Source organism: Neorhizobium fuzhouense (assembly GCF_042611105.1).
GTDB classification, from domain to species: Bacteria; Pseudomonadota; Alphaproteobacteria; order Rhizobiales; family Rhizobiaceae; genus Neorhizobium; species Neorhizobium galegae_A.
Window position 1 is genome coordinate 239,519 of the sequence record NZ_JBHFFP010000007.1, and the last position, 11,929, is coordinate 251,447.

11 protein-coding genes are annotated in these 11,929 nt (G+C 63.6%); 5 read left to right on the forward strand and 6 right to left on the reverse strand.

Annotated elements, in window-relative coordinates; translation table 11 throughout:
* Positions 1-497: 497 nt before the first annotated feature.
* Positions 498-1,106 (reverse strand): DUF922 domain-containing Zn-dependent protease, encoded by a 609-nt coding sequence (locus ACEXP3_RS14760; protein WP_377297968.1) that lies wholly within the window; start codon positions 1,104-1,106, stop codon positions 498-500.
* 114 nt (positions 1,107-1,220) lie between these two features.
* Between ACEXP3_RS14760 and folP the strand changes: the two genes are divergently transcribed.
* From folP to folK, 3 genes are read left to right on the forward strand one after another with little or no spacing between them, the layout of a single operon-like run.
* Positions 1,221-2,084, forward strand: coding sequence for a dihydropteroate synthase (folP, locus tag ACEXP3_RS14765; RefSeq protein WP_377297969.1), 864 nt, complete (start codon positions 1,221-1,223; stop codon positions 2,082-2,084).
* Positions 2,081-2,446: a dihydroneopterin aldolase gene (folB, locus tag ACEXP3_RS14770; RefSeq protein ID WP_377297970.1), complete on the forward strand. Its 366-nt coding sequence runs from the start codon at positions 2,081-2,083 to the stop codon at positions 2,444-2,446. Before folP ends, folB begins: the two co-directional genes overlap by 4 nt.
* Positions 2,430-2,954, forward strand: a complete 525-nt coding sequence (gene folK, locus ACEXP3_RS14775) for a 2-amino-4-hydroxy-6-hydroxymethyldihydropteridine diphosphokinase (RefSeq protein WP_377297971.1) — start codon at positions 2,430-2,432, stop codon at positions 2,952-2,954. The genes folB and folK overlap by 17 nt, the downstream gene beginning before the upstream one ends.
* A 39-nt stretch (positions 2,955-2,993) precedes the next feature.
* On the opposite strand, the gene ACEXP3_RS14780 is transcribed toward folK, so the two are convergent.
* The 4 genes from ACEXP3_RS14780 to ACEXP3_RS14795 form a co-directional block, all read right to left on the reverse strand.
* Positions 2,994-3,545, reverse strand: coding sequence for a hypothetical protein (locus tag ACEXP3_RS14780; RefSeq protein ID WP_210104930.1), 552 nt, complete (start codon positions 3,543-3,545; stop codon positions 2,994-2,996).
* 128 nt (positions 3,546-3,673) lie between these two features.
* Positions 3,674-4,717 (reverse strand): YcjF family protein, encoded by a 1,044-nt coding sequence (locus ACEXP3_RS14785; RefSeq protein WP_377297972.1) that lies wholly within the window; start codon positions 4,715-4,717, stop codon positions 3,674-3,676.
* A gap of 52 nt (positions 4,718-4,769) precedes the next feature.
* Positions 4,770-6,245 (reverse strand): YcjX family GTP-binding protein, encoded by a 1,476-nt coding sequence (locus tag ACEXP3_RS14790; protein ID WP_377297973.1) that lies wholly within the window; start codon positions 6,243-6,245, stop codon positions 4,770-4,772.
* A gap of 129 nt (positions 6,246-6,374) precedes the next feature.
* Positions 6,375-6,845: a SixA phosphatase family protein gene (locus ACEXP3_RS14795; RefSeq protein ID WP_377297974.1), complete on the reverse strand. Its 471-nt coding sequence runs from the start codon at positions 6,843-6,845 to the stop codon at positions 6,375-6,377.
* 344 nt (positions 6,846-7,189) lie between these two features.
* On the opposite strand from ACEXP3_RS14795, the gene dksA reads away from it, so the two are divergent.
* The gene (gene dksA, locus ACEXP3_RS14800) at positions 7,190-7,609 is read left to right on the forward strand and encodes an RNA polymerase-binding protein DksA (protein ID WP_210104934.1); all 420 of its coding nucleotides are present in this window, start codon (positions 7,190-7,192) and stop codon (positions 7,607-7,609) included.
* A gap of 171 nt (positions 7,610-7,780) precedes the next feature.
* On the opposite strand, the gene ACEXP3_RS14805 is transcribed toward dksA, so the two are convergent.
* Positions 7,781-8,905 (reverse strand): flagellar biosynthetic protein FliO, encoded by a 1,125-nt coding sequence (locus ACEXP3_RS14805; RefSeq protein ID WP_377297975.1) that lies wholly within the window; start codon positions 8,903-8,905, stop codon positions 7,781-7,783.
* A 346-nt stretch (positions 8,906-9,251) separates the two neighbouring features.
* Between ACEXP3_RS14805 and cckA the strand changes: the two genes are divergently transcribed.
* The gene (gene cckA / locus ACEXP3_RS14810; RefSeq protein ID WP_377297976.1) at positions 9,252-11,864 is read left to right on the forward strand and encodes a cell cycle histidine kinase CckA; all 2,613 of its coding nucleotides are present in this window, start codon (positions 9,252-9,254) and stop codon (positions 11,862-11,864) included.
* Positions 11,865-11,929 lie beyond the last annotated feature (65 nt).

Below are 11,929 nucleotides of genomic sequence, written 5' to 3' on the forward strand. Positions count from 1 at the left end.
TGGGACCAAGCGAAAAAAGACGCCCCGCTCGCGCAAGAGCTGCGAGCGAGGCGAAGGCGGGCGTATCACTGTCGAGCGAGGGAGGGACCGCTTACAGCTTGTCGATACGCCAGGAGAACACCGGAAAAACATCGAAATTTCAAAGGCCAGTCTATTCAGCTTCCAGCCTGCGCTGGCATGCATGCGATATGCGCCTGTGACTGCATCGGTGGCGCCAGGCGCCGGACCGGTCTAAGGGCGGTCACCGTTGTCGGATGCGCCGCCACGCCAGCGACAACGGTGACCGAACTTCAGGGAACCTCGTATCGTCCAGCCCCCTCAGTGATTTTGACTATATAAGGTTTCCGGCACATACGATACTGGAAGAAATAACCAGTTATTCACCACAGGTTGCGCAAGCCCCACGCAAGCCTCGAGGCCGGCCCGGACGCGGGACAGGACGGATCGAACGGCGGCATCCAGTTTCCGGCGGAAAATCGTCTTGATGTTTGAAGAGCTTACTCTGTTGCACCGGTGCGGTGCTTGAGAAGGCGCATCATGCGCGCCTCGAAATTCTTTGCCTCGACCATGTCGAATCGCAGCTGCTCTGCGTCATGGGCGTCGATCTCACGCCGGCTGGTGTCGCCGACCTGCCTTTCCAGCACCGCGCAGCTTCGCTGAGACGGGAGAGCGCGCAGCGCCTGCTCCAGGGTGCGGGCATGCTGGCGGGCAATTTCCGCGTGGCGCTCCTCGTGCCGCTTGATATCGGCCGACAGTGTGTCCCAGATCAGTGCGAGCGAGGGATCGGAGCGCTGGCGGTTCTTCCAGCGGGGCAGGGTGATGCGGGTCGACAGCGTGACATTGACATCGCCGATCGAACAGCGTCCCTCGCTTTCGTGATAGGTTATATCGCCGCCGAACTTGATCTCCGTGGCGCCGGGGTGGCGAAAACCGGTCGCCCCGGTCAAGGGTCCGCGCCGCGACAGTTCGGCATCGAGATCTTCGGCGGTGCGGCCGCTGATGGAGAAATACGAATAGGTCTTGGTGATCTGCGCCGCATCGCTCGGCATGACGGGAACGACGAGAAAGACCAGGCATGCCTTCAGAGACAGGGTGCGATGGCGCATTGAAGACATTCTGGTGCCTGTGTCATTGAGTTTGGAGAGAGCTTGGGGCATAGGCCTTTGCATCGCAACAGATGCTTTGCGAAATTATTCGCAAGCGACGGGATTGGCTTTCACGTGACATCGGGCGGCAACACCATCTGGCAGGTTGGCGGCGGGCGTTCGCTGACACTTGGCACGCAGGGCCACCTGATGGCCATCATCAATGTCACGCCCGATTCGTTTTCCGATGGCGGCCGGCATCTGTCGGTAGAGGCGGCAGTGCGCCATGCGCTCGCCTGCGTCGAGGCCGGCGCCTCTCTTCTCGACATCGGTGGCGAATCGACCCGGCCGGGGGCCGAACCGGTCGATCCGGCCGAGGAGCAGGCTCGCGTGCTGCCCGTCATCGAAGCGCTCTCGGGCCAGACCGATGCGCTGATCTCCATCGACACCTACCGGGCCGAGACGGCGCGCCTTGCTATCGCTGCCGGTGCCCATATCGTCAACGACGTCTACGGGCTGCGCCATGATGCGCAGATGGCGAAGGTGGTGGCCGATACCGGCGCCGGTCTCGTGATGATGCATACCGGGCGCGGGCGCGAGGAAGACAAGCGCGCCGACGTGGTGGAGGACCAGCTGTGGTTCTTTGAAAATGCGCTGAAGACGGCCGAGGAGGCCGGCATCGCGCGCGAAACCATCGTGCTCGATCCAGGCTTCGGCTTTGCCAAGAACCGTACGGAAGATTTTGCGCTGATGGCCCGCTTTGAGGAATTGCACGCACTGCGATTCCCGTTCCTCATCGGCACCTCGCGCAAGCGGTTCATCGGCAGCGCCACCGGGCGTGAACAGCCAAGCGATCGTGATGTCGGCACTGCCGCGACCACGGCGCTGCTGCGGCTGGCCGGGGCTTCGATTTTTCGCGTGCATGACGTGGCAACCAACCGGGATGCCCTGCGCATCGCAGATGCGGTGCTTGCCGCGCGACGGGAGACAGACGTGTGAGTGTTTATACCATCACCCTGAAGAACTGCGCCTTTTATGCGCGCCACGGCGCCCTGCAGGAGGAGGCCGTTCTCGGACAGCGTTTCTTCGTCGATGCCGAGTTCGAGCTGCCGGCAGGACGGGCCCTCAGCGACGACGATCTGAGCGCCACCATGCATTACGGCCATGCCTTCGAGGTGATCGAAAAGGTGGTGACCACGACACGCCGCGCCCTGATCGAAGCGCTCGCTCATGACGTGGCGCTCGCACTCTGCGACAGATTCCCGATGATCCGCCGGGTTGCCATTACCGTTCGCAAGCCGAGCGTTCCGATCGTCGGCATTCTCGATCATGTGGAGGTGCGTGTTGAGCATCGCCCCTGACACAGCATCGCCTGCCCTTGCCGCCATCGGCCTTGGCGGCAATCTCGGCGATCCGCGCCAGAACATGGCGAATGCCCTTCGCGAGTTCGATGCGAGACAGGACTGCCGCGTGCGGGCGGTCTCTCGACTCTACCGCACGCCGCCCTGGGGCAAGACCGATCAGGCGGACTTTTTCAATAGCTGTGCGCTCATCGAAACGCAGCTTGCGCCGGAGGCCCTCCTTGATCTCTGTCTGTCGATCGAGCGGGGGATGAAGCGGGTGCGCATCGAGCGCTGGGGGCCGCGCACCATCGATATCGACGTGCTTACTTACGGCGACCGGGAAATCCATGTGGAGGGGCTGGACGTGCCGCATCCCCGCATGGTGGAACGCGCCTTCGTTCTCCTGCCGCTGTCCGACATTGCAGCGACCATGACGGTTGACGGCAAGACCGTTGCCGCATGGGCGGCACTCTCCGATGCGACGGGAATAGAGGTGGCGGACGACAGCAACGACTGGTGGCGCTGAGCGCATTTTTTCCGCGCGCAGCGTCTTGGTGTTTGGCTACTATTCGATGGAGCCGACGGCCAGTTGATCCATGTCGCGCGTCAGCGACAGGCCGATCACCGGCACCATGGTCTCTTCCACCTTCACCGAAATGGTGATGTTCATCGAATTGCTGTCCTGCATGCGGGCAACCATGGCGCCGTTGAGCTTGGCGCGGTTGATGCCAAGCACGATCTTGTCGCCATTGATGGCGCCGGACACGATGTCGAGACCCTTGCCATCGGCACCATCGAGAAACTTGCCGGTATAGCTGCCGCCCGTCTGGGAGATGACCGCCGACATCGGCTGCTTGAAGACGCCCACGCGGCAGATGCCGTCGAGTTTCAAGCCGGCATCGCTGTCGGTGGAAGGCTCGCCCGTCAGATTGCAGGTGAACTTGGTGCCCTTGTACTTGCCAGCGACGATTTCACCCGGACCTTTCCAGGCGCCTGCGGCACTTTCGAAAAAGGCCTTGTCGCGCGGGCCCGCGGCGGCCGTGTTCATCGTCGCCAGAAGGGCGACGGAGATGGCGGCAAAAAACCCACCTTTGAGGGAAGAGATGCGCGAGACCATAAAACTTTCCTTGGGCGAGCAGCGTCCTGAACAAGGTGATTTTATATCGCGAATGGTTAACGAGCGGTTTATTTATGGTATTTGCGGGCAGGCTGCGGTGTGTGCCGGCCAGCCTTGCGCCGGCCTGTTCAGGAGCGATTGCCGGTCGCGGTGATATCGGAGAGGAAATCGCCGATGCCGGGACGCTTCAGCGCGCTGAAGGGCAGGGGTCGGCAGAGATCCATGGCGGCGATGCCGATTCGCGCCGTGAGCAGCCCGTTGATGACGCCTTCGCCAAGCCGGCTCGACAGTTTTGCCGCAAGTCCATGCCCCAGCACCTGCTGGGCAATACCGTCGCCGACGGCAATCGATCCGGTGACGGCAAGATGCGCAACGACGTCACGCAACAGGCGCAGCAGGCCGATCGTGCCCGGGCGTCCGCCGTAAAGCTCGGCCATGGCGCGCACGAGGCGGGTGACTTCGAAGAGGACATAGGCGAGATCCACCACCGCGCGGGGACTGATGGCGGTGACCACCGATGTCCGCTTGGAGGCGCCGAGGATCAGTGCGCGGGCACGGATATCGAGCGGCCCCAAAAGCTCGCGCTCGGCAAACTCGATCAGCTGCGGCCCGTCGATGATATCGTCTTCCGTTGCCTTCAGCGCAGCGCGTCCACGCGCGGTTTCCGCCCGGTGGGACAGCACCGTTTCCAGCCGCGCCACCAGCGCGCGGGCAGCCTTGGCGCCCGGCGCCTTCAGTGCCTCCTGCGCCTCCGCCTTCAGCGATTGCACCGCCGAAAGCCGCATGAGGCCAAAGATTTCGCGCGCCACGACGACGGCAAGCGCCAGCACGGCCACGGCAAGCACCGCAACGGCCGTATAGCCCAGCCAATCGGCCCGCGAAAACAGATCGCGCACCACCTGATCGGCCCAGAGCCAGAAGGCGAGCGACAGGAAGGTGCCAAGCGCGCCAAGCGCAAGCTTGCCCCAGGAGAATCGGCGTTTGCGTGGCACCGCGACCTCGAGTTCCACAGCATCGAGCGCCTGCGGCGTCACGAACGGATCCTCCTCGTCGGGCGTTACGGTAAATCCGTCGTCGAAACTGCGCGGCGCGCGAGGCGTCTGTGGCCTGTCTTCCGGCAGAACGAAGGCGCCGGGGCGCCGCGGCGGGACGGGGGACAATGGGTCGCTCATCGGCGGGTCCTTGCGGCTTTATTCACACAATCAGGGGCTTGCCGGTCTCTTCTCATGCAAGCCTGTCTCCGATCAGGAACTGCAGGGCGCGATCGAGACGGATATGTGGCACGGACAGCTGGATGCCGCCCGTGTTTTCCTCGACGGAGGGCGGGCGAAACCGCACGATATTGATCGGCGGCGGCGCGCCCTCTTCAGGATTTTCCGGAGGTTCCTTGAAAAATGAATCCGGTTTGACCGGCAAGTCACCGGGAAAGATCGCGGTTTTGCGGTTGCCGTCAAAAATCTCCCCATTGATTTTCTCCCCGGCCATCGGCGTTCCCGTGATCACCGGCAACACCTCGCCATCCTGACGCACGGTCGCCTCGCGGGTTGCTCGCACCGAGGCGATGGCCATCACATCAATCCCGGCGCCGGCCATGCCGATGCGCTCAACCGCCCGGTCGACCAGCCGACGCGTCAGGGCCTCCAGCCGGTCATGGCTTTCGTGATGCAGGTGATCGGCCTTGGTGGCGGCGACCAGCACCTTGTCGATCCGCCTTCCGAGCAGTGACGACAGAAGGGAATTGCTGCCGGGCCGGAAGCAGGCCAGCACATCCGACAGCGCCCGTTCCAGATCCTGCACGGCTTCGGGTCCGCGGTTCAACGCCTGCAGCGCGTCGATGAGCACGATCTGCCGGTCGAGACGGGCAAAGTGTTCGCGGAAGAACGGTTTCACCACCACGGACTTATAGGCCTCGAAACGGCGTTCCATCATGGCGCCGAGCGTGCCCTTCTCGAAGCGGGTTTCACCGAGGTTGGGAAGCGGCGTAAAGGTGAGCGCCGGCGAGCCATCGAGATCGCCCGGCATCAGGAAACGGCCGGGGGGAAGCGTCGACAGCGAGCGTTCGTCGGACTTGCAGGCCTTCAAATAGGCGGCAAAGGCCTCCGCCAGACGCCGCGCCGTCATCTCGTCGGCGGGCGCTGCCGGATCGACGCTTTCAGCCAGCGCCATCCAGTCCTTTGCCAGTTCGTGACGAATGCCGCCACGCGCCAGCTCCACGGTCTTGTTGGAAAACGTGCGGTAATCCTGGCCGAGCAGCGGCAGGTCGAGAAGCCACTCACCGGGATAATCGACGAGATCGATCGAGAGTTTTCCGGCGGAAAAGAAACGGCCCCAGCCGGACGCGCTCTGGAACTGCAGTGTCAGGCGCAGCTCAGAAATGGCACGGGTCGAATCGGGCCAGATGCGCTCGCGCACCAGCGCCTGGATGTGATCTTCGTACTGGAAGCGCGGAATGGCATCGTCCGGCTGCGGCTCCAGACGCACAGATGACAATCTGCCGGAGCGGGCCGCCTCAAATAGCGGCAGGCGACCGCCGTGCAGCAGATTGTGCACGAGCGAGGAAATGAACACCGTCTTGCCTGCCCGCGACAGGCCGGTGACGCCGAGCCGGACCGTCGGATGAACGAGGCCGCTTGCCCGGTCGGCAAGATTGTCCAGCGCAATCAGCGCGTCGTCGCGAAAAGAGGTGAGGGATGTGGCCAAGGCAGGAACCCGTTGATGCTTCGTATTTCGCATATAGGCATCCCGGCCCGCGGATAAAGGGGATGCTTGGCTCACGGCGCTGCCCATAGGCGCGCCGCGGGCAACCGTTCCTGCGGGAAACCGGCGCCTTCAGGCCGTCAGGAAATCGCGCAGCGACCAGCTGCCGGCAAGGGCTGCGACCGGCCCGCCATGATCGAGTACCGCAAGGCCTGCCGTCGGATAGCCGCTCGGAATGACGGCGCTGGCGCGGTCCGGGCCGATCATCGCCTCCAGCAATTCCTCCATGGTGGGGTTATGGCCGATCAGCATCACCGACTGCTGCTCCGTCTGGGCCGACAGCACCGACAGATAGGTCTCCAGCGGGCCGTTATAGAGCTCGTCGATCATCACCAGGTCGATCTCACCGCCGAAGGCCCGGTGCATGGCATCGGCCGTTTCCTGGCATCGCACGGCCGTCGAGGAGATCAGGAGATCCGGCCGGTAGCGCTTGTCGGCGGCAAGCGAGGCGACCAGTTCGGCCTCCGCATAGCCATGGTCGTCCAGCGTGCGATCGAAATCGCGTCCGCCCGGTTCCGGCCAGCCGGAACGGGCATGGCGCATCAGGTAAATCCGGGAGGGCGGTGGTGAAACAATGATCATGGGCAGTCCGCGCTGGGGATCGGATGGGCCGGCGGGGGACCATCGGATCGTTGCTCAAGATGATCGAGTATCCTGCCATGCGCGGCGGCGTCAACTGTTCCGTCGCACGGCACAGCGGACGCGCCAACCCGTGACCCGGCTGGCGCCGGCTTCTGGCACCCTTCTCAAAAACGCATAAGGAATAGCCATTTAGCCGATTTTTGTGTCAATTTTAAAAATGCCTTATGCGCGACCACAAGGCTTGAATCAGCATAGAGGAATGGAGTATAGACCCGGCGTGAGAGCTGTTCTTCAGGAGAATCGCGTTGAGTGAGAAGATCGACCTTAGCAGCTACGTCCTCTCGGAAGAAGACGAATTCATGAATGCCAATCAAAAGGCATACTTCCGAGCCAAGCTCATTGCCTGGAAAAATGATATCCTCCGTGAAGCGCGGGAAACGCTCGGCCACCTTGCTGAAGAAAGCGCCAATCATCCCGATCTTGCAGACCGAGCCTCGTCAGAAACCGACCGTGCCATCGAGCTTCGTGCTCGCGACCGCCAGAGAAAGCTGATCTCCAAGATCGATGCGGCTCTGCAGCGGATCGATGACGGCACCTATGGTTACTGTGAAGAGACCGGCGAGCCGATCGGCTTGAAGCGCCTCGACGCAAGGCCGATCGCCACGCTGTCCATTGAGGCACAGGAACGTCACGAGCGCCGCGAAAAGGTCTATCGCGACGAGTGAGACATCCTGCCCCTTTTGGGGTATCAGGGACTTAGATTTCCAGGCACGCATTTTTTGCGTGCCTCTTTTTTTGTCTCTTGTGGTGTGGCGTCTGAGAGCGTGTCTGCGGCGCTGACGCCGGACTGATCAGCGCACGTCAAACATCCAAGCCGTTTTTTGGCCGAATGGGGCCTATCGGTTGTCGCGCGTGAGGGACATTTCGCCGAAAATGCGGGCGATCTCGGTTTGCAGCGAGGGGTCCGGCGTCGCACCTGTCACGCGCGCCATGGCCGGATCGCGCCTGGCCGTCATCGGCGGCGTTCCGGGGGCGGGCGGGTTGGCGCGGTCATCCGGACCGGCGGCCAGGCCATTGGCCATTTCCTCTTCCAGAATGCGGTCAAAGGCGCTGCCGAGCGGACGTTCGGCTGGAGACGTCGGCGAAACGGGCTTTGCCGCAGTGCTGGCCGGTACCGATGGGGCGGACAAGGGCTGGGGATTTGCCGAAGCCGCTGGCGCAATCGCAGCGGCGGACGGCGCACGGGCCGGTTCGGGCGTGACAACCGGCTCCCTCTCCGGCGTCGGCTGAAACACGCGGCGACGGGCAGCGTCCAGCGCATCGCTTGCCGCATCGAGACCGGCAGGTGCAGTGCCGCCGGCGACGGGGGCGCTTGCAGGCGAGGCTGCGGCCGCAACGCCGGCGGTCGCCATCACGGGCGCGGCCGGTTCCGAAGCGGCTTTGGCGGAGGGCGCGGCACGCGCGCGGTCGCGATCGCTCACTCTCTCCTCGCGGTCCGCCTGCGCTTCGCTTGCTACACCCGTGTTAAGCGCGCGAGGTGCGGCGCGCACCTCCTCCTGGGGTTTTGCCGGTTCCGGTCGCGCCGTTGCAGCGCTTTGCGGTGCAGGTTCTGCGCGCTGGCTTGCAAGCTGGCGCGGCGGGGCGGCAATCATCGGCTGGCGGGAAGTGGCCTCCAGCCGCGGGTCCGAAGGCTCATCAAGGGCTTGCGGGGCGCGCAGCGCCTGCTGTTCGGCAAGCGGGCGGATGCCGCTTTCGATCACCACATCCGTCGGCCCGCCGATCATCACCAGATGTTCCACGTCGTCGCGGCGCACGAGCACGATACGGCGGCGCGCATCGACAGCGGCCGCATCCAGCACCTGCAGGCGCGGCTGGCGATTCTTGCCGCCGCGCAGGAAGGGCGACGGGCCGCTGCGCCGGCGCAGGAGCCACAGCACGACCACCAGCAAGACAAGGCCAAGGCCGACGGCTGCCACGGCAAGCATGAGGTTGTAGGGATTTACACCGCTCATCAATTCCATGTCTCTGCTGCTCCTTCGCGCTTTCGTCTCTGCTGGTCCGGCTTTGGCCGGATCTGCCAACGCGCTTCGACGCCTGTCGTTTGGTCGCACGCTAGCCAGCCGGCAAGCCCGCGGCAAGCATGCGGGCTGAAACAAGGTGTGCCGGCCATCGGCCGCACGCACTGCCTTGCGTCGTCCATTATGGCAGATATGGACGGATGCGGGTAATCGGCAATAGGAATATGAATGTCGTCAACGGGTTTCTGGCGCCGGGCGCTTTTTGCAGGGTCCGCAAGTTGCTATGGAAGAGGAATGGACCGATTCCATGGCCGCGAGTGTTCAGTAACCGGTCGAAATGCGAGGTGGAATGACGAAGTCGCGACCGATCGGCAGTTATGACGCGCCTTTGGTAGACCGGGGAACGCGCGGCGGAACTGTGCTCAGGCTTCTGCTGCTGGCACTGGTTCTGGTGGGCGTCGCCATCGCCTTCGTCGTCTTCAAGGAAGCCATGGACAACGAGATCGTGCTGGGCGTGCTCGGCGTGCTGGCCATGGTCGGGATCTTTTTCATCGTCTCCTCGATGATCGGTCTCGTCGAGGTGATGCCGAAATCCCGCTCCGACGAATTTGCCGCCAGCTATCTGGCAGGCCATGCCGATGGCATTCTGATCACCGACGAGCGGGGGCGTATTCTTTATGCCAATGCCGCCTATGGCAAGCTGACGGGCGCGACCAAGGCGAGCAATGCGCAATCGCTGGAAGCGCTTCTATCGAAAAACCGCGAGGCGACCGAGGCGCTCTACCGCCTGACCGCGGCACTGCGCGACGGACGCGAGGGACACGAGGAGTTTCGTCTGCTAAAACCGCTCGGACGCGGCACGGCGAACGGCTCCGGGGCGCACTGGTATCGGCTGAAGGCCCGCATCCTCGTCTCGCCGCTTTTGCCGATCCCGCTCGATGTCTGGCAGATTGCCGACATTACCTCCGAACGCGAGGAGCAGGAGCGGTTTTTCCGCGAGTTGCAGAACGCCATCGACTATCTCGACCACGCCCCCGCCGGCTTCTTTTCCGCCGGCAAGAAGGGCGAGGTGTTTTACCTCAACGCCACACTTGCCGAATGGCTGGGCCTTGATCTTACAAAATTCGTGCCCGGCTCCATGGCGATCTCCGACATGGTGGCGGGCGAGGGCATGGCGCTTATCCAATCCGTGCAGGCAGGGCCCGGCCAGAAGCGCACGGAAACGCTGGATCTCGATCTGCGCCGCAGCAACGGCCAGAGCCTGCCGGTGCGCCTCGTGCACAGCGTATCGTCCATGCGCGACGGCGCGCCGGGCGAAAGCCGCACCATCGTTTTGGCCAGATCCAAGGGCGAGGGCGGCGACCAGTCGGCGTCCGCCATGCGCTTTACCCGCTTCTTCAACAATACGCCGATGGCGATCGCCTCCATCGACGGCGACGGCAAGATCCTGCGCATCAATGCGCCGTTCCTGCGCCTCTTTGCCGGCGTGGTGTCACGCGATGACGTGGAGGCCGGGGCAAAGCTCGACGTGATCGTGCATGAAAGTGCGCGCACCGAACTGGAGCGCGCGCTTGCCGATGCCAAGGATCGCCAGGGCGATATCGCCCCGATCGATTGCCGCTATCCCGGCGACGAGACGCGCCACGTGCGCTTCTACGTCAATGCCGTGATCGACGAAAGCGACGAGGCGCCGGAAGAAGTGGCCATCGTCTATGCCGTGGAGACGACCGAGCAGAAGGCGCTCGAGACCCAGATGGCGCAGACGCAGAAGATGAATGCGGTGGGCACGCTTGCCGGCGGTATTGCCCATGACTTCAACAATGTTCTGACGGCGATCCTGCTCTCCTCCGACCACCTTCTGCTGCAGGCGCGGCCCTCCGACGCAAGCTTTGCCGACCTCATGGAAATCAAGCGCAATGCCAACCGCGCCGCGGTTCTGGTGCGCCAGCTGCTGGCCTTCTCGCGCAAGCAGACCATGCGGCCGGCGGTGCTGAACCTCACCGACGTGGTGGGCGACCTGCGCATGCTGGTGGACCGGTTGATTTCCGGAACCAATGTGAAGCTGGACGTGGATTACGGCCGCGATCTCTGGCCGGTGCGCACAGACCTCTCGCAGTTCGAGCAGGTGCTGATCAACCTCTGCGTCAATGCGCGCGATGCCATGCCGCAGGGCGGGCAGATCCGCATCCGCACCCGCAACGTGACGGCCGCCGAAGCCGCGGTTTTCCCGAGCGCACGCCTGCCGTCTGACGATTTCGTCATGGTGGAAGTATCCGACAATGGCACGGGCATTGCGCCGGACATCATGGACAAGATCTTCGAACCCTTCTTCACGACGAAGGAAGTGGGCAAGGGCACGGGGCTTGGCCTCTCCATGGTCTATGGCATCGTCAAGCAGTCCGGCGGCTACATCTATCCCGAATCGGAGCTGGGCAAAGGCACGACCTTCCGCGTCTTCCTGCCGCGCCATATTCCGGAACCCGTGGCGGAACGGACGGGCCACGCGCCGGCCGAGGCGCCGGCTGCTGCCCGCGTCGAAGCGGCAACCTCTGCCAAGGCCGCCGCCGACGATGTCGATCTCACCGGCAATTCCGCGGTCGTGCTTCTCGTCGAAGACGAGGAGGCCGTGCGCCGCGGCGGCAAGCGCATGCTCGAAACACGGGGCTACACCGTGCATGAGGCGGGCTCCGGAACCGAGGCGCTCGACATCATGGAGGAACTGGGCGGCAAGGTGGATATCGTCGTGTCCGACGTCGTCATGCCCGAAATGGATGGCCCCTCGCTCCTGCGGGAACTGCGCAAGACCTATCCCGACCTCAAGTTCATCTTCGTGTCGGGCTATGCGGAGGATGCCTTTGCGAGAAACCTTCCGGCCGACGCCAAGTTCGGTTTCCTGCCAAAGCCCTTCTCGCTGAAGCAGCTTGCTGTGGCCGTGCGCGAGATGCTCGACCGGGAGGATTGATCGCCCGATAACCGGCCTGAGGCGGTTCCGCAGGCGAGTTTTTAGGCGCACGGAACACAAAAAGA